General features: G+C 71.5%; 23 protein-coding genes. 9 read left to right on the top strand and 14 right to left on the bottom strand.

Features of this window, described 5'->3' with window-relative positions; all coding sequences use genetic code 11:
* Positions 1–191: 191 nt before the first annotated feature.
* Positions 192–1,067, bottom strand: a complete 876-nt coding sequence (locus AB0G79_RS04480; protein WP_360800000.1) for a menaquinone biosynthesis protein — start codon at positions 1,065–1,067, stop codon at positions 192–194.
* A 295-nt stretch (positions 1,068–1,362) separates the two neighbouring features.
* Here AB0G79_RS04480 and AB0G79_RS04475 point away from each other — a divergent pair, with 295 nt between their 5' ends.
* Positions 1,363–1,566, top strand: coding sequence for a cold-shock protein (locus AB0G79_RS04475; protein ID WP_360799997.1), 204 nt, complete (start codon positions 1,363–1,365; stop codon positions 1,564–1,566).
* Between the two features lie 134 nt (positions 1,567–1,700).
* On the opposite strand, the gene AB0G79_RS04470 is transcribed toward AB0G79_RS04475, so the two are convergent.
* Positions 1,701–2,609: a M23 family metallopeptidase gene (locus tag AB0G79_RS04470; RefSeq protein ID WP_360799994.1), complete on the bottom strand. Its 909-nt coding sequence runs from the start codon at positions 2,607–2,609 to the stop codon at positions 1,701–1,703.
* Between the two features lie 168 nt (positions 2,610–2,777).
* Here AB0G79_RS04470 and AB0G79_RS04465 point away from each other — a divergent pair, with 168 nt between their 5' ends.
* Together AB0G79_RS04465 and AB0G79_RS04460 are read left to right on the top strand one after the other, a co-directional pair.
* Entirely contained in the window at positions 2,778–3,182 is a 405-nt protein-coding gene (locus AB0G79_RS04465) for a DUF1992 domain-containing protein (RefSeq protein ID WP_360799992.1), read from the top strand.
* Complete coding sequence (locus AB0G79_RS04460) at positions 3,179–3,679, top strand: DUF664 domain-containing protein (RefSeq protein ID WP_360799989.1); 501 nt, start codon at positions 3,179–3,181, stop codon at positions 3,677–3,679. The genes AB0G79_RS04465 and AB0G79_RS04460 overlap by 4 nt, the downstream gene beginning before the upstream one ends.
* Here the strand turns inward: AB0G79_RS04460 and AB0G79_RS04455 are convergent.
* The 4 genes from AB0G79_RS04455 to AB0G79_RS04440 form a co-directional block, all read right to left on the bottom strand.
* Complete coding sequence (locus AB0G79_RS04455; protein ID WP_360799986.1) at positions 3,655–5,103, bottom strand: GH1 family beta-glucosidase; 1,449 nt, start codon at positions 5,101–5,103, stop codon at positions 3,655–3,657. The two genes, AB0G79_RS04460 and AB0G79_RS04455, sit on opposite strands and share 25 nt — an antisense overlap.
* 78 nt (positions 5,104–5,181) lie before the next feature.
* A complete protein-coding gene (locus AB0G79_RS04450; protein ID WP_360799983.1) occupies positions 5,182–6,264 on the bottom strand; it encodes a DUF1996 domain-containing protein in 1,083 nt (360 codons plus the stop codon).
* 18 nt (positions 6,265–6,282) lie between these two features.
* Positions 6,283–8,442 (bottom strand): discoidin domain-containing protein, encoded by a 2,160-nt coding sequence (locus tag AB0G79_RS04445; RefSeq protein ID WP_360799980.1) that lies wholly within the window; start codon positions 8,440–8,442, stop codon positions 6,283–6,285.
* Positions 8,443–8,543: 101 nt separating this feature from the next.
* A complete protein-coding gene (locus AB0G79_RS04440; RefSeq protein WP_360799977.1) occupies positions 8,544–10,694 on the bottom strand; it encodes a discoidin domain-containing protein in 2,151 nt (716 codons plus the stop codon).
* Positions 10,695–10,855: 161 nt separating this feature from the next.
* Between AB0G79_RS04440 and AB0G79_RS04435 the strand changes: the two genes are divergently transcribed.
* On the top strand, positions 10,856–11,893 hold the full coding sequence (locus AB0G79_RS04435) for a LacI family DNA-binding transcriptional regulator (protein ID WP_360799974.1): 1,038 nt from the start codon (positions 10,856–10,858) through the stop codon (positions 11,891–11,893).
* On the opposite strand, the gene AB0G79_RS04430 is transcribed toward AB0G79_RS04435, so the two are convergent.
* Genes AB0G79_RS04430 through AB0G79_RS04415 form a run of 4 tightly spaced genes read right to left on the bottom strand, consistent with a single transcriptional unit; the run spans position 11,894 to position 16,553 of the window.
* Complete coding sequence (locus AB0G79_RS04430; RefSeq protein WP_360799971.1) at positions 11,894–13,270, bottom strand: GH1 family beta-glucosidase; 1,377 nt, start codon at positions 13,268–13,270, stop codon at positions 11,894–11,896. It lies immediately after the preceding gene.
* A 53-nt stretch (positions 13,271–13,323) separates the two neighbouring features.
* On the bottom strand, positions 13,324–14,208 hold the full coding sequence (locus tag AB0G79_RS04425; RefSeq protein ID WP_360799969.1) for a carbohydrate ABC transporter permease: 885 nt from the start codon (positions 14,206–14,208) through the stop codon (positions 13,324–13,326).
* Complete coding sequence (locus AB0G79_RS04420) at positions 14,201–15,208, bottom strand: sugar ABC transporter permease (RefSeq protein WP_360799966.1); 1,008 nt, start codon at positions 15,206–15,208, stop codon at positions 14,201–14,203. Before AB0G79_RS04420 ends, AB0G79_RS04425 begins: the two co-directional genes overlap by 8 nt.
* Positions 15,209–15,245: 37 nt before the next feature.
* Positions 15,246–16,553, bottom strand: a complete 1,308-nt coding sequence (locus tag AB0G79_RS04415; RefSeq protein WP_360799964.1) for an extracellular solute-binding protein — start codon at positions 16,551–16,553, stop codon at positions 15,246–15,248.
* A 183-nt stretch (positions 16,554–16,736) separates the two neighbouring features.
* Between AB0G79_RS04415 and AB0G79_RS04410 the strand changes: the two genes are divergently transcribed.
* Both AB0G79_RS04410 and AB0G79_RS04405 read left to right on the top strand, forming a co-directional pair.
* A complete protein-coding gene (locus AB0G79_RS04410; RefSeq protein ID WP_360799962.1) occupies positions 16,737–18,038 on the top strand; it encodes an ROK family transcriptional regulator in 1,302 nt (433 codons plus the stop codon).
* Positions 18,039–18,162: 124 nt separating this feature from the next.
* A complete protein-coding gene (locus AB0G79_RS04405; protein WP_360799960.1) occupies positions 18,163–20,421 on the top strand; it encodes a VCBS repeat-containing protein in 2,259 nt (752 codons plus the stop codon).
* A gap of 140 nt (positions 20,422–20,561) precedes the next feature.
* Here AB0G79_RS04405 and AB0G79_RS04400 read toward each other — a convergent pair whose 3' ends face one another.
* On the bottom strand, positions 20,562–20,996 hold the full coding sequence (locus AB0G79_RS04400; protein ID WP_360799957.1) for an SSI family serine proteinase inhibitor: 435 nt from the start codon (positions 20,994–20,996) through the stop codon (positions 20,562–20,564).
* 107 nt (positions 20,997–21,103) lie between these two features.
* On the opposite strand from AB0G79_RS04400, the gene AB0G79_RS04395 reads away from it, so the two are divergent.
* Positions 21,104–21,760 carry an HAD-IA family hydrolase gene (locus tag AB0G79_RS04395; RefSeq protein ID WP_360799954.1) on the top strand — a complete coding sequence of 219 codons (657 nt, stop codon included), beginning with the start codon at positions 21,104–21,106 and terminating at the stop codon, positions 21,758–21,760.
* Here the strand turns inward: AB0G79_RS04395 and AB0G79_RS04390 are convergent.
* Complete coding sequence (locus tag AB0G79_RS04390; RefSeq protein ID WP_360799951.1) at positions 21,748–22,254, bottom strand: hypothetical protein; 507 nt, start codon at positions 22,252–22,254, stop codon at positions 21,748–21,750. The genes AB0G79_RS04395 and AB0G79_RS04390 overlap by 13 nt on opposite strands.
* Positions 22,255–22,433: 179 nt before the next feature.
* A complete protein-coding gene (locus AB0G79_RS04385) occupies positions 22,434–23,018 on the bottom strand; it encodes a TetR/AcrR family transcriptional regulator (RefSeq protein WP_360799948.1) in 585 nt (194 codons plus the stop codon).
* A gap of 98 nt (positions 23,019–23,116) precedes the next feature.
* On the opposite strand from AB0G79_RS04385, the gene AB0G79_RS04380 reads away from it, so the two are divergent.
* Positions 23,117–23,566 carry a DUF1772 domain-containing protein gene (locus AB0G79_RS04380; protein ID WP_360799945.1) on the top strand — a complete coding sequence of 150 codons (450 nt, stop codon included), beginning with the start codon at positions 23,117–23,119 and terminating at the stop codon, positions 23,564–23,566.
* Positions 23,567–23,647: 81 nt separating this feature from the next.
* Positions 23,648–24,097: a PTS glucose transporter subunit IIA gene (locus AB0G79_RS04375; RefSeq protein WP_360799942.1), complete on the top strand. Its 450-nt coding sequence runs from the start codon at positions 23,648–23,650 to the stop codon at positions 24,095–24,097.
* A gap of 120 nt (positions 24,098–24,217) precedes the next feature.
* Here the strand turns inward: AB0G79_RS04375 and AB0G79_RS04370 are convergent, their stop codons facing one another.
* A complete protein-coding gene (locus AB0G79_RS04370; protein ID WP_360799939.1) occupies positions 24,218–24,730 on the bottom strand; it encodes a DinB family protein in 513 nt (170 codons plus the stop codon).
* Positions 24,731–24,860 lie beyond the last annotated feature (130 nt).

The following is a 24,860-nucleotide window of genomic DNA, read 5'->3' as shown; positions in this document are numbered from 1 at the left end:
CGCCGCTTCAGCGGGGTGCCGGTCGGACGGTCGGAGGAATCGTGAATGGCGGATGAATGGCGTGCGGGTGACACGTGAGCGGTGCATGAGCGGCACATGAGCGGTGTGCGAATTGCGCCGGGCATTACCGCCGCGCGCCGGATCGCGGCCCTTATCGGGCGCAATTCGGCGCACGGTCGGCGTACCGCCTCCTAATGCGCGGCCGGGCTCCCCAGGAGTTCCACCGCGACATCGGCGGGGAATCCCGTGGTCGGTCCCGTGCGGCGGGCGAACTCGCGGACGCCGGCGAGCTGCTCGGGGCCGAACCGGAAGTCGAGCGTACGGAAGTACCGCTCCAGGAGTTCGGCGTCGAAGGTCTCCCAGCGGGCCGCCTGCTCCGCCACCTTGGCGACCTCTTCGAGGGAGAGGTCGCGGGAGGCCAGGAAGGCCTGGTGGACCTCGTGGACGGTCTCCGGCTCGCGCGCCAGGTAGTCCTTGCGGGCCGCCCACACGGCGAAGACGAACGGCAGGCCCGTCCACTCCTTCCACATGAGGCCCAGGTCGTGGACCTGGAGTCCGAGGCGGGGCGCGTCGTGGAGGGAGGCGCGGAGGGCCGCGTCGCCGATGAGGACCGCCGCGTCCGCCTCCTGCATCATCAGCCCGAGGTCGGGCGGGCAGGTGTAGTAGTCCGGCGCGACCCCGTACCGCTCGGAGAGCAGCAGCTGGGCGAGGCGGACGGAGGTGCGGGAGGTGGAGCCGAGGGCGACACGGGCGCCGTCCAGGTCCTCCAGGGGGCGCTGCGAGACGATCACGCAGGACATGACGGGTCCGTCGCAGCCGACGGCGATGTCGGGCAGGGCGACCAGGTCGTCCGCGTTGCGGAGGTACTCGACGAGGGTGATGGGGCCGATGTCGAGGCCGCCGCGCACGAGGCGCTCGCTGAGCTTCTCCGGGGTGTCCTTCGTGAGCTCCAGGTCGAGCAGCGTTCCCGTTCTCGCCAGGCCCCAGTAGAGGGGGAGGCAGTTCAGGAACTGGATGTGTCCGACGCGGGGCCGGTTGCGCTGGTGGTCGTCGGTTGCATTGTCCACATCGCGAGGCTAGACCCGTCTCGTACGGCGGGCATCGCCGGGGCGCGCGGGAGGGGGGCCCGGGCCTTGTTCGAGCGTCTGAACGTCAGCGCTGAACCGCAGATCAAACCTGTGGGTGACGTGATCTTTCCCTCTACCGCCCGTCGCACCCTGCGTGCTAGGCTCGACGCAAGTTGCAGTTTGGTTTCCCTTGCAGTACAGAGCCTGCGGAGCATGTGACCCGCAGGCTTTTGTAGTTTTCAGACTTGTTTGCAGGTTCTGGAGCAGGGCGACCCTTTGGCCCATAGGAGGGCTCATGGCTACCGGAACCGTGAAGTGGTTCAACGCTGAAAAGGGCTTCGGCTTCATCGCCCAGGACGGCGGCGGCCCGGATGTCTTCGTCCACTACTCCGCGATCAACGCGAACGGCTTCCGTTCGCTCGAGGAGAACCAGGTCGTGACCTTCGACGTCACGCAGGGCCCGAAGGGCCCGCAGGCGGAGAACGTCACCCCGGCCTAGTTTGCCCGGGTCGACGGACACGCTCGACTAGTGCAGTACCCAAGGAGCCCCGCTCCGTGCTTCGGCACGAGCGGGGCTCCTGCCCTTTTCCGGGCCAGGTCGGGTCGGGTCAGGCCGGGTCGGGGCGTCTCGGGTCAGCAGTTCGGGATGACCGTGCCGTTGTTGTCGCGGGCCTCGTCGTTGCCCCAGCGGGACAGGTAGTAGGCGGAGACGTACGCCCCGGAGCCGTTCTTGCCGGAGTAGACGCTGTCGAGGTCGGTCCGCAGCCACCAGTGGTTGTAGTTGCCGGAGGCGTCCCTGATCTCCTGGCCCCAGACCTTGCAGTAGACGTAGTTCGTGCCCGCGTACAGCACGCCCTGGGCGTCGTTGGTGTTCGGCTGGGCGTAGCCGGTGGCGTTGGCGAAGGTGTCGACCCAGTACTTCCCGCCTCCGCCGCCCGAGCAGCCGTTGTCGCTGGTCAGGTACTTGGAGCCGTACGAGCCGGGGTAGGGCGCGAGGGAGGCGCCGTTGATGACGATGGTCTGGCCGACGCCGTTGTAGAGCTGCTCGTAGTGGATGTGGGCGCCCGAGCTGTTGCCGGTCGTGCCGGTGGTGCCGATCTGCTGGCCCTGCGAGACGGCGGCGCCGTGGGCGACGGAGTAGGCGTTGAGGTGGAAGTAGTACGTCTTCCAGCCGCCGCCGTGGTCGACCACGACGTAGTTGCCCGCGCCGGTCGGCTGGGAGTACCGGTAGGCGGTGCCGGAGGCCGAGGCGAGGACCGGGGTGCCGGCGGTGGCGCCGCCGTCGGCGCGGACGAAGTCGAGGGCCTGGCGGACCTCGGCGGAGTGGTGGCTGTAGGTCCACTTCTGGCCGCAGGGGAAGGGCGCCTTGAAGAGCGGCGCCGCCTGGGCGGGGGTGGCGGTCGCGAGGGCGCCGAGCAGGCCCGCGAGGAGTGCGAGCACGGCGGCGATACCGGTGCGGCGGGTGGGGCCGGTTCGTCGGGTGAGGCCTGTTCGTCGGGTGAGGCCTGTTCGTCGGGCGGGGCCGGTGGGGCGGTGACGCATGCGTCCTCCAGGAGCTGGTGAGCCGGTGGGAACGGGGTCGACGCGCGTTGTACGGCGTACGAGGTCAGTCGTACGGTGTACGAGGGCACTCAGCGTGCCGGAAGACCACCCGCCGCGACAGCCCGCGAGCACCACACTCATTCCGCCCCGACTACGTAGGCTGGACACATGACCGAACGGAAACCCCCCGGCGTCAGCTTCGAGTCATTCGTCGACAAGCAGATCCGCGAGGCGGCCGAGCGCGGCGACTTCCGCAGCCTGCCCGGCTTCGGGAAGCCCCTGGCCGACGACTCCGCCCCGTACGACGAACTGTGGTGGATCAAGGGCAAGATGCACCGCGAGGGCGCCGCCGTCCTGCCGCCCTCGCTCGCCCTCCGGAAGGCCGCCGAGGACGCGGAGGCGGAGATCGCCGCGGCCGTGTCGGAGTCCCGGGTGCGGCGGATCCTCGGTGAGATCAACACCCGGATCGCCGAGGCCCTGGCCCGCCCGCCGGCCGGTCCCCCGCTCGGTCTCGGCCTCTTCGACGTCGAGGAGACCGTCACCCGCTGGAAGAAGGACAGGGGACTGACGTGAACAGCGCCGGACTTCTCACCGACGCCTTCGGGCGGATCCGCGAGGTCGTCCACGAGGCCGTCGAGGGACTGACCGACGACGAGCTGGCCGTACGGATCGATCCGGACGCCAACTCGATCGCCTGGCTCGTCTGGCACCTCACCCGCATCCAGGACGACCACCTCGCCGACGCCTTCGACACCGAGCAGGTGTGGACGGCGGACGGCTGGCGCGACCGCTTCGGCCTCCCCTTCCCCGCCGCCGCGACCGGCTACGGCCAGTCCCGCGCCCAGGTGGACGAGGTCCGCGCCTCCGCCGAGCTCCTCCTCGGCTACCACGACGCCGTCCACGCCCGTACGGCGGAACTCGTCGCCCCGGTCACCGACGCGGACCTGGACCGGGTCGTCGACACCTCCTGGGACCCGCCGGTGACCCTCGGCGTGCGCCTGGTCTCCGTCATCGCGGACGACCTCCAGCACGCGGGACAGGCGGCCTACGTCCGGGGGCTGCTTCCCTGATCCCCGGTGCCTCCGCGTACCCGGGCGGCCGTGTCGCGGAGCCAGTGGGCGCTCCGCTTCGGCGTGCGCTTCCGGGTGGCGTAGTCGACGCGGACGAGACCGAAGCGCTGGGCGTAGCCGTAGGCCCACTCGAAGTTGTCGAGGAGCGACCAGGCGAGGTAGCCGCGGACGTCGGCGCCGTGCTCGCGGGCGCGGGCGACGGCGGCGAGGTGGGCGGAGAGGTAGGCGGTGCGCTCGCGGTCGTCGACGAAGCCGTCCTCGTCGGGGTGGTCCTCGTAGGCGGCACCGTTCTCCGTGATGACCATCGGGGTGCCGGGGTAGTCGCGGGCGACGCGGAGCAGCAGGGCGGTGAGGTCGTGGGGCATGACCTCCCAGCCGAGGCCGGTGACGGGCAGTCCGCCGTGCGGGAGGCCGCGGGTGACGGGGAGGCCGCGGGCGTCGGTGGTGGCGCCGTCGGGGCCGGTGCCGGAGGACTTCATGGAGCGGTAGTAGTTGACGCCGAGGGTGTCGATCGGGGTGGCGATGGCGGCCAGGTCGCCGTCGTGGACGGGGATCTCGACGCCCTGCGCGGCGAGGTCGGCGATCAGGTCCTCGGGGTAGGCGCCGCGCAGGATCGGGTCGAGGTAGAAGCGGAAGCCGAAGGCGTCGGCGCGGCGGGCGGCCTCCCGGTCGGCGGGGCTGTCGGTGGCCGGCGCGCTGGTGCCGAGGAGGTGGGTCACGGCCAGGTCGATCGGGCGGCGGGCGGCGGCGCGCAGCCGCAGCGCGGCGAGGCCGTGGGCGAGGTGCAGGTGGTGCACGGCGGCGACGCCGTCGGCGAGGGAGCGCCCGCCGGGGGCGTGGACGCCCTCGACGTGTCCGAGGACCGCCGAGCAGAAGGGCTCGTTGAGGGTGGTCCAGTGGGTGACGCGGTCGCCGAGCCGGTCGTGGACGAGTGCGGCGTAGTCGGCGAAGCGGTGGGCGGTGTCGCGGGCGGGCCAGCCGCCGGCGTCCTGGAGCTCCTGGGGCAGGTCCCAGTGGTAGAGCGTCAGCCAGGGGGTGACGTCCCGGGCGAGGAGTTCGTCGACGAGCCGGTCGTAGAAGGCGAGGCCCTTCGGGTTGCCGGGTCCGCGGCCGCCGGGCTGGACGCGCGGCCAGGAGACGGAGAAGCGGTACGTGTCGAGGCCGAGCTCCGCCACGAGGGCGACGTCCTCGGGCATCCGGTGGTAGTGGTCGCAGGCGGTGTCCCCGGTGTCGCCGCCCGCCACCGCCCCGGGCACGCGGCAGAACGTGTCCCAGATGGAGGGGGTGCGGCCGTCCTCGGCGGTGGCGCCCTCGATCTGGAAGGCGGAGGTGGCGGCGCCGATCCGGAAGCCGGGCGGGAGGCGGTCGATGAGGGCGTCGTCGTCGGGGAAGCGGTCGTGGGCGGGCGTGTCGGCGGCGGACATGGCGGAGGGCTCCCGGGGGACGGTCGTACGGGGCGGGCCGGACGGGCGTCCGGGCCGCCCCGTACGGGGTGGGCGGGGTCAGGGCAGGATGTGGTCGTCGTTCAGGACCTGGCCCCGCTCGGGCCGGTACAGGTCGAAGCCGCGCGTGTCGCACTGCAGGCCGCCGTTGATGCAGTGGTCGACGAGGGCCTTGAGGGTGCGCTCCTCCCACGCGTTGAAGAAGTCGTAGTGGAAGGAGTAGCCGCGGCCGCTGGCGAGGCGGACCTGGCTCATGTCGCCGTTGACCGGCCACGCCATCTTGAACTCGATCATCGGCAGGGCGACCGGGTGGGAGGCCGGGCACATGTTGTCGTTGGTGCCGGGCTTCACGACGGGGTAGGCCATGTGGCTCTTGTGGTCGGGGGTGTCGAGGTGCAGGCCGTTCCAGCAGCTGGGGGCCTGCATGCGCAAGTTGAGCTGCACGTCGGGCCGGCTGGGACAGCTCGCGGGGAAGTCGGTGTTGAAGAAGCTGTCACCGCACTCCCAGCCCTCGACGAAGCCCTTGTGGGCGCGGAACTCCTGCTCGGTCTGGGTCGGGCTGCCGACGACGAACCGCAGTCCCTTGGGGAAGGGCCGCACGCTCCGGTAGTCGGTGACGCCCGCCTTGTAGTAGATGACCTGCGGTCCCACGGGCAGGATCTTCTGGTCGCCCTTGTAGAGCGAGGGCATCCAGTACGCGGAGGCGTCCGCGGGCGCCTTGCAGGTCGTGGCACCCCCGTAGAGGGAGGCGGTGACGCTGGCGGCGTTGGTGGAGGTGTTGCCCATGAACGTGTGGTCGTGGGACTTGCCGAACTGGCCGGGGTAGACGATCGGGTCGTCGCCCGCGGTGTGGCTGACGGCGCAGCCGGCCTGGAACTCGTGGTGGTAGGCCGGCGGCGGGACCGCCGTGGACGGGGTGACGCCGGTGACGGGCGGGACGGCCGGGATGTATCCGTCCCCGTCGGCGTCGTCGCCCGACGCCATGGTGGAGGCGGCCATCTGGTGGCCGACGTGCTGGACGGCGGCGGGCCGGGTGGCGGTGTCGCGGTCCGTGGCCCGTGTCATCGTGCCGATGCCCAGGGCGCCGGCCACCAGGGCCGTACTGACGAGCAGTAACGAGAGCCGTCTCGGAGTGGATCTCATGGGGGTCTCCTCGGTGTCTCAGCCGTAGATGCCGAACTCGTGCAGCGAGTAGCCCCACCCGGTCCCCCGGGCCGTCAGCTGGAGCCTGACGTGGCGGGCGGTGGCGGGGGTCTCGACGGTGTCGACGTCGCCGTTGCCGGCGGTCTGGGTGTGGAGGGTGCGCCAGTTCTGCCCGTCGTCGGAGACCTGGACCTCGTACGCGCGGGCGTAGGCCGGGTCCCAGACGAGCTGGAGGCGCTGGAAGGAGCGGACCGCGCCCAGGTCGACCTGGATCCACTGGGGGTCGCTCCAGTCGCTGGCCCAGCGGGTGGTGAGGTTGCCGTCGGTGGCGTTGCCGGGCGGGCAGGGGCAGTCGCCGTACGACGCCTGGGAGGAGGAGGCGGTGGTGGGGCGGCCCAGGGCGAGGTTCGTGCCGGCGACGGGCGGGGCGACGACCTTCACGGACCTGGTCTCGATGCCGGCGTTGCCGCGGCCGTCCTCGGCCTGGACGTAGACCTTCCAGACGCCGAGCTTCTCGGGGGCGGTGACGGCGAGGGAGCCGTCGGCGTTGCGCCGGTACGGGGTCTCGATCAGGCGCTTGTCGCCGTTGACGTAGTTGCCGCTGAGGAAGACCTTGGTGGTGACGGGGTCGCCGTCGGGGTCGCGGACGTCGGCGCGGACGGTGAACTCGCCGCCGGCCGGGGCGGATCCGGACGGGGTGACGGTCATGTTCGTGATGACGGGCGGGGTGTTGTCGCCCGCGGTGCTGCCCGTGTACGCCTTCTTGAGGGCGTAGTACGAGAGCCGCTTGAGGCCGTCGGGCAGGAGGTTGAACCAGACGCCGCCGAAGTCGTGCTCGGTGCCGTAGTGGAAGACGGTGGCGCCCAGGGCGACGCCCTGGTGGCCGGTGACGCAGTTCCAGGCGCGGGTGTAGCCCTCGGCCTTCTGGACGTCGGTGGGCTCCTCGGCGACGCCGTTGGCGTCCTTCGGGGTCTCCCACTCGCCCGCCGGGCCGGTCTCGGTGATGAGGTACGGCTTGGTGTAGCCGCCCTGCTCCCAGTCCTCGCGGACGCCGCACATGTCGCCGTAGGCGTTCATCGAGTACAGGTCGAGGTCGGGGGCGTTGCGCTTGTAGTACGGCCAGGCGCCGGTCCAGGCGTCGGTGGAGGTCACCGGGTGGTCCGGGTCGATCGAGTGGATCTTCTTGGCGACGTCGTTGACGAAGGTCGTGTAGGCGTTGCGCTGGGCTTCGAGCGCGGTGCCGGAGTAGCAGTTCTGGAGGCCGAGGACGGACTCGTTGCCGACGTTCCACATCAGGGTGGCGGGGTGGGACTTGTAGGTCTCGACCCACTTCGCGAACTCGCCGAGCATGGTCGTCTTGTACGCGGTGTCGGTGACGTAGTCGACGCAGCCGCCGGAGCCGGGGCCGCCGCCGGGCTGGAGCCAGAAACCGTTCATGACGCGGATGCCCTGGGCGGCGGCCGCGTCCAGGAGCGGCTTGCTGCCGCCGTCGGTGCCCCAGGTGCGGACGGTGTTGACGCCGAGGGACTTCACGTCGGGCATGTAGCGGGCCGCGTCGGCCATGGCCGGACCCCAGGTGACGCCCTTGACGGTGTACGGCTGTCCGCCGACGGTCAGCCGCCAGTTGCCCTGGGTGCCGGTGACGCGGACGGCGCCGCCGGTCTGGGGCGGGGTGCCGCCCTCCTCCCCGTACACCTTGAACTCCCAGAGGGAGAGGCCGTATCCGCCGGAGCGGGTGACGCCCTGGAGGCGGACGTGGCGGCCGGTGCCGGTGACGGCGATCTCGTCGGTGCCGCCGTCGGAGCCGGTCACGGACTTCACGGTCCGCCAGTCGGTGCCGTTGTCGGAGAGCTGGATGTCGTACGCGGTCGCGTGGGCGGTCTCCCAGCTGAGGACGATCCGGCTGACGGTGGCGGTGCGGCCGAGGTCGACCTGGAGCCACTGGCCGTCGGTCCACTGGCTGGCCCAGCGGGTGCCGGGGTCGCCGTCGACGGCGGCGGAGGCGGGGAAGCCGGCGCCCTCGACGCTGGAGGCGGTGGCCGTCCTGCCCTGGGAGAGCAGGGTCTCGGCGGCGGAGGCGGGGGCGACGGCGAGGGCCGTCAGGGAGCCGGCGAGCAGCGCGCCGAGGGAGAGGAGTGAGAAGGCGGTACGGGGGACCGCGCTGACGGACGGAGGCATGGGGGGACCTTCCGGGGCGAGGTGGGGCCTTCCGGGCGGCGGGGCGGGACGGAACGCCGCCCGGAAGGAGTGGGTGGGGGGAGTGCGGGGACTTCAGGCCGTCACGGGAAGCTGACGACGGTGGAGGGGACGGTCGCGGTGCCCTCGGTGGGGGCGCCGGTGTCGTTGATGACGTGGTTGAACTGGCCGTTTCCGCCGAGCGAGACGGTCAGCAGGCTGTGGAACCTCACGCCGGGCTTCACGGGGGCCTTGAAGCCGTGGTCCTGCCGGATGGTGGGGTCGACGTTGTAGTAGCAGTAGCTGCCGAGGCCCCAGCCCTCGTGGGTGTTCACCGAGTCGTCGACGCGGTAGGCGGCGTAGCCCTTGGTGGTGCCGTTCTGGATGGCGGCCTGGTTGGGGGCGTCGTACGCCTTCTCGTTCTGGAAGAAGATCGTCCGGCCGCGCTCGCCGTACCACTCGACGTCGTACTTGTTGAAGTGCTCGACGAAGAGGCCGGTGGCCAGGACGTCGTCGCCGTTGACGCGGACGCCGTAGTCGGCACGGTTGGTCTCCCAGCCGACGCCCTCGCCGTGGTCGGCGCGCCAGACCCAGGTGTGGTCGACGATGACGTCGTCGCTGTTGACGGCCATGCTGGTGGTCGCCTTGCCGGGGCCGGCGCCGCCGATGCGGATGTAGACGTCCTGGACGGTCGTCGGGTTGGCGGCGTGGTCGGCGGCGGCGTTCTGCGGGCCGATCTCCAGGAGGACCGGGGAGTTGACCGGTCCGGCGTCGACGAGGAAGCCCGCGAGGCGGACGCCGTCGACGTCGGCGACCTTCATCGCGGCGACGCCGTTGTCCGGGATGATCGTCGCGAGGCCGAGGCCGAGCACGATCGTGCCCGCGCGGTTGATCTCGATCGGCCGGTCGACGTGGTAGACGCCGGGCGTGAAGAGCAGGTGCAGGCCCTGCTGGACGGCCTGGTTCATGGTCGCGGCCGTGGTGCCGGGCTTGACGACGTAGAACTGGGTGAGCGGGATCTTGTCGCCCTGCGGGGTGCCGTTCGCCCAGGTGGTGCCGCGGGCGTTGGTCCGCTTGGCCGGGGAGAAGACCTTGTACTGGTTGTCCTCCCAGATCAGGTACGGCTTCTCGCGGGAGACCGGGGTGGTGTCCAGGGTCGTGTAGCGGGGCTCGGGGAAGGCGGTCGGGGGCGCGCCCTCGGTGCCGGAGAAGACCTGGTTCCAGACGCTGTTGCTCCAGCCGCCGATCGAGCTGTCGCGGGTGTACCACTGCTGCTGCGAGTAGTTCCCGACCTGGCCGTCGATCTTCGAGTCGGCGATGTAGCCGCCGGAGGCCCAGCCGTAGCCGTTGGGGGCGAGGTTGAGGCTGCCCTTGACGTGCATGCGGCGGAACGAGGAGGCCTGGGAGACGGCCCAGCGGTCGGTGCCGCTGACCGGGTTGAGGGCGAGGCCCTCGGCGCCGCGCCAGAAGTTCTGGGTGGCGTTGCCGTTGAACCAGCCGGCGTCGACGGTCACGTCACCGTTGATGGTGGTGTCGTCGGGGCGGACGCCGAGGCCCGCGATCTGGGTGTAGAAGCCGAGCTGGGCGTTGAGGCCGTTGTACGTGCCGGGCTTGAGCAGGAAGGCGTGGCGGCCGGCCCCGAACTGGGCCGACTCCTGCTCCTGGAAGACGGCGTCCAGCTTGGTCTGGAGGCCGGGCGTGGACGGGTCGAAGACGTGCACGTCGGGGCCGAGGTCGCCGCCGCCGGGCAGCGTCGGGCCGGTGCCGTCGGTGGAGCCGTACACCTGGAACTCCCAGAGGGAGTAGCCGTATCCGGTGCCCCGGGTGAGGCCGTTGACGCGGACGTAGCGGCCGGAGCCGGAGAGGGCCACGTCGTCGGTGCCGCCGTCGCCCGCGGAAACGGTGGTGACGGTGCGCCAGTCGGTGCCGTTGTCGGACGCCTGGATCGCGTAGCTCTTGCCGTAGGCCGCCTCCCAGGTGAGGACGGCCCTGCTGAGCTGCCGGACGGCGCCGAGGTCGACCTGGAGCCACTGGGCGTCGGTCCACTGGCTGGCCCAGCGGGTGCCGAAGTCGCCGTCGACGGCGGCGGAGGCGGAGAAGACCGCGCCCTCGACGCTGGAGGCGGTGGCCGGCTTGCCCTGGGAGAGCAGGGTGTCGGCGGCCTGGGCCGAGGTGGTGGGGACCACCGCGAGGAGGGTGCCGGCCAGGGAGGCGACGAGGGCGCCGACCGTGGAGCGGCGGAGGGGGGAGGGCATGGGTCTCCTCTTCGGGAAACGTGACGGACACACGGGAGAGCGCTCTCCCGAAACCTTGCACGGGGCCGGAGTTGACGGTCAAGCCGTATGACACGACTTTTCTTTCGGCTTGCATTAAGCACGTACATCCACCGGACACGCCTCACCGATAAAGTGCGTGAGTGGGGAATCGAGGACCGACCCTTGAGGACGTCGCACGCGAGGCGGGGGTGTCGCGCGCGACGGTGTCCCGCGTCGTCAACGGCGTGCGGAACGTGGCCCCGGAGATCCAGGAGGCCGTCCGCGCGGCCGTCGACCGCACCGGATACGCCCCCAACCAGGCCGCCCGCTCCCTGGTCACCCGGCGCACCGGCGCCGTCGCCCTGGTCCTCTCCGCGACCGGCGGCTCCTTCACCGCCCGCCTCTTCTCCGACCCCTTCTTCGGGCGCGTCGTCGACGGCGTGCTCCCGGTGCTGCGCGAGCGCGCCGTCCAACCGGTGCTGCTCGTCGCCGAGTCCGAGCAGGCCCGCACCCAGCTCGTCGCCTACCTGCGGCGCGGCGGCGCCGACGGGGCCCTCGTCGTGCCGCTCGACGAGGAGGACCCGCTGCCCGGGGCGCTGGTCGCCGCCGGGCTGCCCACGGTGCTCTTCGGGCGCCCGCCCGCCGGGCTCCGCTGCGGCTGGGTGGACCTGGACAACGGCGCGGGCGCCCGGCTCGCGGCCGAGCACCTGTGGGCCGCCGGGCGGCGGCGGCCGGCGGCCATCGCCGCGCCGCCGTCGGCGCCCACCGCGCGCGAAAGGCTCGACGGCTTCACGGCCGCCCTCGCCGCGCGCGGCGTGACCGGCGTCCCGGTCGAACGGGGCCGCTTCACCGAGGAGAGCGGCCGGGACGCGATGGCCAGGATCCTCGACCGGCACCCGGACGTGGACGCGGTCTTCGCCGCCAACGACCTGATGGCGCGCGGCGCTTGCCGTCTCCTCGCGGAGCGGGGCGTCGCCGTGCCGGAGACCGTCGCCGTGGTCGGGTTCGACGACTCGGCGGCGGCCCGGGACGCCGCTCCCCCGCTGACCACCGTGCGCCAGCCGGTGGAGGAGATGGCGGCGGCGATGACGGAACTGCTGCTCGAACGGCTGGACCGGCGGGACCGGCCGGACGCGGGCGCACCGGGGACCGGTTCGAAGGTCTTCGAACCGGTCCTGGTGGTAAGGGAGTCGGCCTGATCAGCCGCTGGTCTCCCGGTGGGCTCGGATGATCTCGGCGTACCGGCGGCCGCTGCTCTTCACGGTCCGCCGCTGCGTCGCGTAGTCGACGTGGACGAGCCCGAAGCGCTTGTCGTACCCGTAGGCCCACTCGAAGTTGTCCAGGAGCGACCAGGCGTAGTAGCCGGCGAGCGGGGCGCCCTTGCGGACGGCACTCGCGCAGGCGGCGAGGTGCTGCTCCAGGTAGCGGGTCCGGTCGGGGTCGTGGACGGCGCCCTCGGGTCCGACCGTGTCGGGGAAGGCGGAGCCGTTCTCGGTGACGTACAGCTCGCGGACGCCGTACTCCTCGGTGAGCCGGATCAGCAGGCTCTCCAGGCCCGCCGCCTCGATCTGCCAGTCCATGCCGGTGCGGGGCACCTCGGGCAGCCGGACCTCGCGGGCGTGCGGGACGGGGCCCTCGGGGTCGTCGGCGACGGTGACCGGGAAGTAGTAGTTGAGTCCGTGCCAGTCCAGGGGGGCGGCGATGGTCTCCAGGTCGCCGGGCCGCTCGGGGAGTTCGGCCCCGTACGACCCGTACAGCTCGCGCACGTCGGCGGGGAAGCCGCGGCCGTACACCGGGTCGAGGAACCACCGGTTGGTGTGCCCGTCCATGCGGCGGGCGGCGGCGACGTCCTCGGGGCGGCTGGAGGCCGGCTCGACGGTGGAGTGGTTGGTCACCAGGCCGACGCGGGCGCCGGGGACGGCGGCGCGGATCGCGGCGGTGGTGAGGCCGTGCCCGAGGAGCAGGTGGTACGAGGCACGGACGGCGGCCGTCAGGTCGGTGAGGCCCGGGGCCATCCGGCCCTCCAGGTGCCCGATCCAGGAGGAGCAGAGCGGCTCGTTGAGGGTGGCCCAGGTGGTGACGCGGTCGCCGAGGCGGCCGGCGACGACGGAGGCGTACGCGGCGAGGTGCTCGGCGGTCTCGCGGGAGGTCCAGCCGCCCCGGTCCTGGAGGGCCTGCGGCAGGTCCCAGTGGTAGAGGGTGACGGAGGGGGTGATGCCGGCGTCGAGGAGGCCGTCGACGAGCCGGTCGTAGAAATCGAGTCCGGCGGCGTTGACGGGGCCGTCGCCACCGGGGACGACGCGGGGCCAGGCGATCGACATCCGGTAGGTGTCGGTGCCGAGCTCCTTCATGAGGGCGACGTCCTCGGGCCACCGGTGGTAGTGGTCGCAGGCCGTGTCCCCGGTGTCGCCGTTGTCGACCGCGCCGGGGACGCGGGAGAAGGTGTCCCAGATGGAGGGGGCGCGGCCGTCCGCGCCGACGGCGCCCTCGATCTGGTAGGCGGAGGTCGCCGTGCCCCAGGCGAAGGAGGGCGGGAAGGCCGCCAGGTCGATCGGGGTGGCGGTGGGCTCGGACACGGGGTGCCTTTCTGCGGTACGAGGGGTACGGGGCGTACGGAGCGGGGTGGCGGTCACTTGACGGCACCCGCGGTGAGCCCGGCGACGAGGTAGCGCTGGAGCAGGAGGAACCCGACGACGACGGGGACGCTCACCACGAGGGAGGCCGCCATCACCTGGTTCCAGTAGACGTCGTTCAGGGTGGCGTAGCCCTGGAGTCCGACGGCGAGCGTGCGGGTGCTGTCGGTGGTCATGACGGAGGCGAAGAGGACCTCGCCCCAGGCCGTCATGAAGGCGTAGATCGCGACGGCGACGATGCCGGGCCGGGCGGCGGGCACGATCACCCGGAACAGCGCCGTGACCGGGCCGCAGCCGTCGACCTTCGCCGCCTCGTCCAGCTCGCGCGGGATCGAGTCGAAGTACCCGGTGAGCATCCAGATGGAGAACGGCAGCGAGAAGGTCAGATAGGTGAGGATCAGGCCCTCGCGGGAGCCGAAGAGTGCGATGCCGGTGGCGTTGCCGAGGTTGACGTAGATGAGGAAGAGCGGCAGCAGGAAGAGGATGCCGGGGAACATCTGCGTCGACAGGACGGTGACGGTGAAGACCCGCTTGCCGCGGAAGGTGTAGCGGCTGACGGCGTACGCGGCGAAGACCGCGACGATCACCGAGAGGACCGTGGCGCCGCCCGCGACGACGATCGAGTTCACGAAGTAGTCGGCGAGCGGGACCGTCTCCCAGATGTCGAAGTACGGGGCGACGGTGAGCCCGGAGGGGATCCACTCGAACTTGCCGGACACGTCCTCCAGCGGCTTCAGGGAGCTGGAGACCATCACGTACACGGGCAGCAGGACGAAGCCGGTGAGGAGGGTGAGGACGATCCGCCGGGTCCAGAGGAAGGAGGCGGGCGGGGCCATCGGGGAGCGCCGGCGGACCGGGCTCCCGTGCCGGGCGTCAGACATCGGAGGCCTTCCTTCCGCGGCTGGTGAGCAGCAGGTAGACGCCCGTGACGAGGAGGAGGAAGAGCAGCAGGAGCACGGACATGGCCGAGCCGGTGCCGAAGTTCCAGGTCTGGAAGGACGACTGGTAGATGTGGAGCGAGATGAGGTCGGCGGCTTCCGGCGCCGCCTCGCCGAAGAGGACGAACGGCGTGTTGAAGTCGTTGAACGTCCAGAGGAAGAGGACGAGGACGAGGACCTGGTTGACGGGGCGCAGGGACGGCAGGGTGATGTGCCGGATCTGCTTCCACACGCCGGCCCCGTCGAGGGCGGCGGCCTCGTACATGTCCCGGGGGATGTTCTGGAGACCGGCCATGACGGTCAGGAAGGCGAAGGGCCAGCCCTTCCAGACGGAGACGGCGAGCAGGGCCCAGAAGCTGTTGTCCCCGATGAGCCAGAAGGCGGGGCTGTCGCCGATGCCGAGCTGGTCGTGGAGGACGTGGTTGATGACCCCGTTGTCGCGCTGGAACATGAACGCCCAGGTGATGACGGCGGCGTAGACGGGCAGCGCGTACGGGACGAGGAAGAGGGTGCGCAGGACGCCCCGGCCCCGGAAGTTCTCCTGGAGGAGGACCGCGGCGGCCGTGCCGAGGAGCCAGCACAGGCCCACCGAGAGCACGGTGAACTGGCAGGTGGTCAGGAAGGACTTCAGCAGGGACTGGCCGACGGCCGCGTCGAAGTCGAGCGAGACCGTGAAGTTGTCGAGTCCCGACCAGGGGGCGGCCGCCCAGTCCCGGATGTAGAACTGGGTGAGCTCCTTGAAGCTCATGGCGATGCCCATGAGCATCGGCACGAGGTGGACGAGGAGTTCGAGGAGCAGGGCGGGCAGGAGCAGGACGTAGGGCAGTGCGAGGCGGCGGCGGTGCCCGGAGCGGCGTGCGGTGCGGCGCTTGGCGCGCGCCCCTCCGGGTGTGGCCCCCCGCACCGCCGGCTCCCGCTCGGGGGTGACGGCGGTCTGGGTCATGGGGCGGATGCCTACTTCTTCGTCATGGTGCGGGTGCCTACTTCTTCGCCATCTGCTGCTGGGCCTTGTCGAGCTTGGCCTTCACGGACTCGGTGGTGACGGGCCGGCCGGCGGCGGCGTCGGCGAACAGCTCCTTGACGGCGGTGCCGACGACGGTCTCGAACTGGGACTCCGCCGGGACCTGCGGGAGGGCGGCGGCGCTGGTGGAGAGGGTGTCGCGGATGACGGCGAGGGAGGGCCCGGAGAAGGCCGCGTCCTTCTGCGCGGTCTTGACCGGCGGCACGGAGCCGTAGGTCTTGTTGAGGTCGACCTGCTGCTCGTCGCTGGTCATGTACTTCACGAACTTCAGGGCGCCGTCGAGGTTCTTGGTGTTCTTGAAGACGGCCATGTTGATGCCCGCGACCATGGAGTTGACGGCGGTGCCGGTGCCCGGCTTGCCGGAGGGCACGGGGGCGGGGACGACGCCCCACTCGTCCTCGGACATGCCCTGGGAGGCGAAGGTCTGGGACGGGGTCTGCCAGAGGACCATGCCGGTCCGGTCCTTGGCGAAGTCGCTGAGCGACTGGTTCTGGGCGTACTCGGCGTTGCCCGGGGCGACGATCTTGTCGGCGGCCATGAGGTCGACGTACTGCTTGACGGCGGCGACGGCGCCGTCGGAGGTGAAGTCGGGCTTGCCGTCGGAGGTGAAGAAGTCGGCGCCGTGCTGCTTGGCGAGGACGAAGACCTGGTGGATGTTGTTGGAGAGGTTGGAGCCCTCGACGCCGATGCCGGACTTGCCGTTCTTGCTGAGCTTCTTGCCGGCGGCGACGACCTCGTCCCAGGTCGTCGGCGGCTTGGCTATGCCGGCGTCCTTGAACATCTGCTTGTTGTAGTAGAGGGCGTAGGCCATGGAGTAAAGCGGGACGGCGGCCGGGTCCTGCCCGGGGGCGCCGGTGGAGCCGAGGGCCGAGTCGACGAAGCGGTCCTTCCCGCCGATCGCCTCGAAGTTCTTCGCGTCCCAGGGGAGCAGGGCGCCGGTGGCCTGGAGGGAGGCGCTCCAGGTGTTGCCGATGTTGAGGACGTCGGGGCCCTGGCCCGAGGTGGTGGCGGTGAGGATCCGGTTGAGGAGGTCGGACCACGGGATCACCTCCAGCTTGACCTTGACGCCGGTCTGGCGCTCGAACTCGTCCAGTTCCGGCTGGAGGACGTTCTTGTCGACCTCCAGGCTGGAGCCCTGGTTCGTCGCCCAGTACGTCAGGGTCTTCTTCGCCTGGCCGCCGTCGTCCCCTCCACCGCCACAGGCGGTCGCGGTGAGAGCGAGGGAGAGGGTGACGGCACCCGTGACGGCGGCTCTGATTCTGCGCATGGCTCCTGGTCCCTTTCAGGGAAGGCGGGAGTACCGACAAGGGGAGCGCCCGGACCGCTCTCCGCCGCATCGGCTTAATTTAGGATGTGAGTTAAACCCCATGAGAAAGTCGCGTCAAGGCTTCGCGCCCAGGCTTTCGTGCGGGTATGTTGCAGCCGACGACTACGACGGACGGGGACGAGAGTGCACGCGAAGAGTGGCCGCACAGTGCGCGACCTGCGGCGCGAGAACCGGACGGCGGTGCTGCGGAGGCTCTACTTCGACGGTCCGATGAGCCGCCTGAAACTGGGCCCCGCGACCGGGCTCAGCTCCGGATCCATCAGCAACGTCGTCTCCGAACTGGTCACCGAGGGCCTCGTCGAGGAGGCCGGCAGCGTCGACTCGGCCGGCGGCCGCCCCCGCACCCTGCTGAGGATCGCCCCCGCCAGCGGCTGCATGATCGGCGTCGACATCGGCGAGACCCGCGTACGGATCGAGCTGTTCGACCTCGCACTCACCGAACTCGCCCGCACCGAACGCCCGTTGGCCACCTCAGGACCCCGCACCGATCGGTACGAGGTCGGGGTCGTGGTCCGCCACCTGCGCGACGGCATCGCGGAGGTCCTGCGGACCGCCGGTGTCGACGCGGAGCGACTCCTCGGCGTCGGCGTCGGCGTCCCCGGCATCGTCGAGCACACCGCCGACGGCGGCGCCGTCGTCCACGGCCAGACCATCGGCTGGGACGCCGTCCCCCTCGAACGGCTCCTCCGCGAAGCCGTCGACCTGCCGCCGGAGGTCCCCTACCGGATCGAGAACGGCGCCAAGACCCTCGGCCAGGCCGAGATGTGGTTCGGCTCCGGCCGGGGCGCGGGCAGCGCCGTCGTCGTCCTCTTCGGCTCGGGCGTCGGCGCCTGCGTCGTGACCGACCCGCTGGGCCACGGGCGGGCCCTGGAGTGGGGCCACCTGACCGTACGCGTCCGGGGCCGGCGCTGCCGCTGCGGCGCCCAGGGCTGCCTGGAGGCGTACGCGGGCGCCGAGGCGCTCCTCGAACGGTGGCGCGAGGCGGGCGGCGAGCCGCCGGCCGGCGCCGACGAGGAGACCGCCCTCACCGCGATGCTCGCCGCCGCGTACCCCGCCGACGGCGCCCCCGACGCGGCGGCCCTCGCCGTCCTGGAGGAGACCGCCGAGTACCTCGGCGCGGGCATGGCCGACCTCATCAACCTCTTCCAGCCCGAGCGGATCCTCGTCGGCGGCTGGGCGGGCCTCCAGCTCGGCGCCCGCTTCCTCGCCGCCGTGTCCGACCACGCCCGCGCGTACGCGCTCCGCCACCCCGGCGACCGCACGGAGATCGCCCTCGGCACGCTCGGCCCGGAGGCGGTGACGGTCGGCGCGGGCCTCCTCCCGCTGGTCGACTTCTTCGCCCAGGGCGGGCGGCGCGCGGAACTGGCGCCGAGCATCCCGGCACCGGCTTGGCAGACGGCGCTGCGGGACCGGGCGACGACCTGACGTACTCGACGCGCCCGGCGCGATCGACGCGTGTTCCCGTACAACCTTTCGGTACCCGTGGGGGTCTTGGGGCTGGTGGTGCGACGACGAGCGTCGCCCCGCGTCCCCCGGGGGGAGCACTCTCTTGTCCCGCACGTCCCGTACGGCCCGTTCGTACCGCACGCCCCGCACGGCCCGTACGTCGCACTTCCGGCTGGCCGCCGCGCTCGCCGTCACCGCGTCGCTGTCCCTGACGGTGGGGTCGCTCGCCGCTGGGCCGGCGGGGGCGGTGACGGGGGCCGGCGTGGCGGCCTCGACGAGCGACACGGTCGCCGACGTCCCGCCGTTCCCGAAGGACGCGTACATCTGGGGCTCCGGTCCCGAGGGTTACGGCAGCAGGCAGTACACCGACAGCGACACCACCAGCATCCAGCGGTGGACGCGTCACCGTGACGGGGTCACGACCGTCCTCCCCGCCGGTACGTACGGCTACTCGGCCGAGACCGACATCGTGCCGCAGGTCCTCGGAGGCGGCCGGTACGCCATGCACGACATGAGCACGGGCACCGTCCTGGAGCTCGACCTCAACCCCCTCGGCGCGGGCTACACGATCGCCTCGTACGCGGGCGCGGACATCGTCGCGAGGAAGGTCAACGCGACCGGCGGCACCGATCTCCACGTCATCGGCAAGCGGGCGGGCGTCCTCTTCGACGATGCCGTGACCGGCTTCCCCGCCGACGCCGTGATCGGCGCGGTCTCTCCGCAGGGACCCGACATCATCGCCGTCCGGTACTCCGCCACCGTCAACGGTTCCCCGCAGAACCGCCTGGCCGTCGTGGACATCGCGTCGCACGCGGTCGTCGAGCGGTACGACCTACCCGCCACGGCCACGGGCAACATCGACGTGTCGGCCACCCGCATCGCCTGGGTCGAGAAGCCCAGCCAGTTCAAGTCGGTGGCGGCGGTGACCCCTCGGGGAACGACCGCGACCGTGCGGTACGACCTGGGTGCGTTCGAACACGTCACCGTGCGGATGGTGGGCGACTGGCTGACATACGCGCGGAGCGAGAACTCCGCGCAGTACCCGTTCAGGGTCGCGGCCCCGCTCATGGCCCGTTCCCTCACCGCCACTGGTGCTCCCGTCACGCTCCTGGACAACACAGTGCTGTCCGCCAGCAGCGCCGATGGAAGCCTGATGGTGCGAGGCGGGACGTTCACCCAGGGAGAGGGCCTGTACCGCATCGACCCCCGCGACGGCGCCACCCGGCCGCCCGTCGCGCTCGTGGCGAGTACGGGCGATTCCACCAACCTGACGCTGGTGAGCCAGGCCGCCTCCGGGACGTTCGCCCTCGACCAGCCCGGGACGCCCAAGGCCCTGGGCTGGAAGCTCAGTTACCCGATCGCCCGCGTGAGCGTCGAGCTGACCCACAAGGCGACCAAGCGGACGTGGACGCACCGTGTCTACGCCAGGGAAGCGGACGAGGTGTACCGCTTCCCCTGGGTGGATCCGACCAGGGTGGGCGGCGAAGTTCCCCTCCCCAACGGCGACTACACCTGGCGTCTTCGCGGGACGTACTTCGACCCGAACGGCCCCGCCCTGGACAGGACCGGCTCCTTCAAGATCGTCCGCAAGACCGTCCCGCACGACTTCAACGACAACGGCGCCCCGGACCCGCTCATGCGCACGTACGACGGTCGGCTGGTCCTCTACAACATCGATGTGCCGTCTGAGCTGACGTACCAGCATCCGCCGGAGATCATCGGCTCCAGCGGCTGGAACACGTACGACCAGCTCCTCACCCCGGGCCACGTCGGCGGCACCCCCTACCCGGACCTCGTCGCCCGCGACAAGACCGGCGCCCTCTGGCTCCACCAGGGCACGGGCCGCGCCTTCTCCACCCGCGTGAAGATCGGCTGGGGCTGGAACATCTACACCCAGCTCACCGCCGGAGGCGACTTCACCAGCAACGGCAAGCCAGACCTCCTGGGCGTCGACAAGGCAGGGGGGCTCTGGCTCCACAAGGGCACCGGCGACGCGACCCGCCCCTTCACCAGCCCCACGAAGGTCGGAACCGGCTACAACACCTACAACAAGATCGTCGCCACCGGGAACCTCGCCGGCAGTCCCGCCGGAGACCTCGTCGGCCGCGACAAGGACGGCGTCCTCTGGCTCCACCTCGGCAAGGGCGACGGCACCTTCGGCACCCGCACCCGCATCGGCGCCGGCTGGAACCAGTACAAGGACGTCGTCGGCATCGGCGACCTCGACCGCGACGGCCGGGCGGACCTGCTGACAGGCATCAACTCCAGCCTGTACTTCTACAAGGGCACCGGCGACTCGCGCGCCCCCTTCAAACCCGGCATCAAGTTCTACATCGCCGATGGATGGTCCCCCGTGTTCTGACCCCCCCACCGGCACCACCGCCCACACCGTCTTCCCCACACACCGCTTCCGCACCCCCACCCCGCCGTGAGCGCGGCCACGAGCACCAGCCCGTGGCCGCTCTCCGCGTCGACGGACGTCCGGCCGGGGCGGGGAGTCCGTCAGAACGCGAAGACCGGCGTCGTCGCCGCCTTCAGCTCGCACGCGTTCCCGTACGTCTTCTCCCACGCCACCGGCACCTTGTCGTACGTGCCCTCGGCCGTCGCCGTGACGGGTGCGTACTCGTCCGTGCAGGGCATGTCCGGGTCGCCCTTCAGCGCGTCGAGGTCGCCGGCCACCTCGTGGAGGGCTCCGCAGGCCAGGGTGGCGCTCGGGTGGTTCCCGCCCGTGGGGCGGCAGCCGAGGAAGACCTCCGTCACCGCGCCCGTCGCGTCGGTGACCGTGAGGTGGAGGCGGGTGGCGGGCGTGGGGGCCGTGACGGCTGCTTCGACGGCTGCGGTGTCACCCGGGTCGGGGGACGCGGCCGCGGGGCCGGTGAGTCCCAGGCCGAGGAGGGTGACGACGGCGAGGGCGGGGTACGCGAGGGTTCTCTTCATGCCTGGGGTCTCCCCGCCGCCCCGGCCCGGTGCATCCTCTTCGGCGACGACGGCACTCCGATGGACGACGCCATCGGCGAACCCCGGGCGCCGCCTACCATCCGGGGATGATCGTTTCTGCCGTGAAGTACGTCCTCTTCGACGTCGACGGGACGCTGATGGACGCCGTCGAGAACCAGCGCCGCATGTGGCACCGGTGGGCGGCACGGTACGGGCTCGACGGCACCGAGGTGTACGCGGTGGCGCTGCGGACGCGGCCCGTGGAGACGTTCGCGGCCGTCGCCCCCGGGGAGGACCCCGACGCGTGCCTCGCCCTCCTGCACGAGCTGGAGGACGAGGACGTCCGTACGGGCTCGTACGAGGCCTTCGCGGGCGCGGCCGAACTGCTCGCCGCGCTGCCGGCGGACCGGTGGGCGCTCGTCACCTCGAACTACGAGCACCGGGTCCGGGGACGGTTCGCCCGCACCGGCCTCCCGCTGCCGGGTCTCGTCGTGGACGCGGCGGCGGTGACGGAGGGGAAGCCGTCCCCGGTCCCGTACCTGCTGGCGGCGGAGAGGCTCGGCGCGGACCCGACCGAATGCCTGGTGATCGAGGACGCGCCGTCGGGCGTACGGTCCGGCCTCGCGGCGGGGATGACGGTGTGGACGGTGAACGGGCCGGCGGCGGGCGAGGGCCACCGCCACTTCACGACGCTGGCGGAGGCCGCACCCGAGATCCTGAAACTGATGGGATGGACGCGGGAGGCGAGACCTCACGGGAAGTAGAGGGCGGCCTTCGTCATGACGTGCTTCGTGAACATGCCGCCCAGGACGGTGCCGCCCCGGTACATCGTGACGCGGCGGGCCTGAGGAACGGCCTGGACCGTGATCGGGCGGCCGATCAGGGTCGTGCCGAGGAGCCGGGCGTCCTCGGCGGCCCACTGGGCCGCCTCGGGCTGGACGCGGTCACTGACGAGGGCGGGGAGCACGAAGGCCGCGTTGCGGGCACCGGAGAACCCGCTGCGCAGCCCCTTGGCGTAGCTCATGGCCCACCCGGTGAACTCCCCGAGCGTGGTCAGATCGACCTCGGGGACGACGCTCGCGAAGACGAACAGCTCGACCTTCGTCCCCATCCAGCGGGCCTTGCGGTCGCCCCGGGCGGCGGCCACCACGGAGTGATCGCGCCAGGGCGGCGAGGTCACGGTGCAGCCGTCGGCCGCGAGGCGCTCGGTGAGCGCGGCGAGGTAGGCGTGGGCGGGTCCGTTCGGAGGCGGGTTCATAGGAAAATCCTCCAACACCCTTACGGCGCAAGGGAAGAGGAGCATGCGAAGAGGTGAGATTCCCGAGGCCCCGGGGGTGGGGGTTTCGCGTGGGCTCCTGGTGGGACCGCCCTCCGAGTGGGAAAGGCGGCCTCCGCCCTTTGCCGTGGCGAGAGGGCATCGGAGGGCGTCGGAGGGCGTCAGAAGGCGGCGAGTCGGTCCACCAGCAGCTCCAACCGGTGCTCGCCCTCCCCCATCGGCAGCCGGCCCTCGCGGGTCAGCGTGGCCAGGCCGTGGAGGCAGGCCCAGAAGAGTTCGGTGAAGAGGCCCCGGTGGACACCCTCCCCCGCGACCTCGCCGAGGGTCTCCAGGAGCGCGGCGAAGGCGTCCTTCAGGGGCGCGGGGGTGTCCTCCTGCGCGAAGGTCAGGCCGCCGTCGAGCTGGAACATGGCGTCGTAGACCGCCGGGTTCTCCTCGGCGTAGGCGAGGTACGCGCCGGCCAGAGCCAGGACCCGGGCGCGGGGGCCGTCCGCCGAGGCGGCGGCGGTGGCGGCGCGCAGGGCTCCGGCCAGTTCGGCGGCGCCTTCGAGGGCGACGGCGCCGATGATCTCCCGCTTGCCGCGGAAGTGGCTGTAGAGGACGGGCTGGCTGTACTCGATGCGCTCGGCGAGCCGGCGGGTGGTGACCGCCTCCCAGCCCTGCTGTTCGGCGAGCTCGCGGGCCGTCGCCACGATGAGCCGCTCACGGTCCGCCCGCTCGCGCTGCTTGCGCTCCTGTACTGACATGCTCGAAATTCTAGCACCGCTAGACAATCGAGCGACAGCAGGTCTAGCATTGATTCATCAGCTAGCAATGCTAGATCCCGCCCCGGGAGGGTCGCACCATGTTCCACGCACTTCAGGTCTCCACCATCGTGGTCGTCGGCGTGATGGTGGGGGTGGAGTTCTCCGTCTCCTTCGTCATGAACCGGATCTTCAAGGCCCTCCCCGGCGACGCCGGTCAGCTCGGCCGTGCCCACGGCGGCCGGATGCTCGGGGCCGTCATGCCGTTCTGGTACATCGGCTCGCTCGTCCTGTCGGGGATCTGGGCCGCCGTCGCCTGGGGCGAGGCGGGGACCGGCCTCGTCGTCACGGCGGGGGCGCTGCTCGTCGTCAGCGTGCTCATGTCGGTCCTGCTGCTCGTCCCGATCAACAACCGCAGCAAGACCTGGACGCCCGAGAACCGGCCGGCGGACTGGCAGGAGCAGTCGGACCGCTGGGACCGGTACCACTACGTCCGCGTGGCGGTCATCATCGCCGCCTTCGCCTTCCTGGCCGCCGCCGCCGTCGCGTAACAGCACCTCCTGCCACTCGTGATCGTTGGGCACGGGACCGGACCGTCGTCCCCCCGCCCCCTTCGCAGGAAGGCCCCCGCCATGACCACCGTGACCTCGCCGCTCCCCGGCCGCGCCGTCGGACTCGCCAACGTGCCCGACCCCGTCTTCGCCGGGGCGATGGTCGGGCCCGGCACCGCCGTGGACCCCATCCGCGGGATCATCGAGGCCGTGTCCCCCGTGGACGGCCAGATCGTCTCCCTCCACCCGCACGCGTTCGTCGTGATGAGCGAGGAAGGGCACGGCGTCCTCACGCACCTCGGCATCGACACCGTCAAGCTGAACGGCGAGGGCTTCGACCTCCTCGTCGACAAGGGCGACCGGGTCAAGCGCGGCCAGGCCGTCATCCGGTGGAACCCGGCGACCGTCGAAGGCGCCGGGTACTCCCCCATCTCCCCGGTCGTCGCCCTGGAGGCGTCGGCGGACCAGCTGAGCGGCGTGGCCGAGTCCGGCGAGGTCACCGCGGGAGCGGAACTCTTCGTCTGGAACTGAGGGGGAGCGGAAACCCCCTGGGGCCCGTACGGGGGCGCGACCCCGGCCACGATCCGCCGGGCACGTCGGGCACGTCTGGCACGCCGGACACGCCGGATACGCCGGATACGCCGGACAGACCTAGTCGCCCGTCACGCCGTCGAGCAGCTCGCGGAGGATGTCGAGGTGGCCGTTGTGGCGGGCGGTCTCCTCGGTGAGGTGGAGGAGGATCCAGCGCAGGTCGACCTGGAGGCCGCCGCGGATCGGGCGCTTCGCCTTGGTGTCCAGGTCGTGCGCGGCCACCAGCTCGCGGTAGCGGGCGCTCTGTTCGGCGTACTCCGCGAGGAGCTGCTCGATCGGGAAGTCCAGCGCGATCCGCATCTCGCGGTCGGGGTCGTCGTCGTCGATCCACGGGAGGTTCTCGCCCTCCTCACCGAGGAAGACCATGGTGAACCACCAGTACTCGACCCAGCGGAGGTGGTTGACCAGTCCGCTCAGGGTCATCAGGGGCGAGCCGGGGAGCAGCGCCTTGCGGGCGTTCTCCTCGGAGACGCCCTCGCACTTCGCGCGGACGGTGTCGCGGGTGTAGTCGAGGAAAGTGGTGAGCTGGGTGCGCTCGTCCCAGGCGGACGGCGTGTCACTGTTTCTGGTCATCGGGCGAAGGCTGCCCGATGAGCCGTTCCGGTGTCGACCGATTTACCGGGACATACCCCGCGACGTCCCGAGGGCAGCCGCGCGACGGTGCCAACTACGGTATGGGCACGATCACTTGGGCTGCACACAG

Source organism: Streptomyces sp. NPDC020807, assembly GCF_040641575.1.
Lineage (GTDB): Bacteria > Actinomycetota > Actinomycetes > Streptomycetales > Streptomycetaceae > Streptomyces.
The sequence above is the reverse complement of the archived record's forward strand: the minus strand, read 5'-3'. Positions and strand labels throughout refer to the sequence as shown.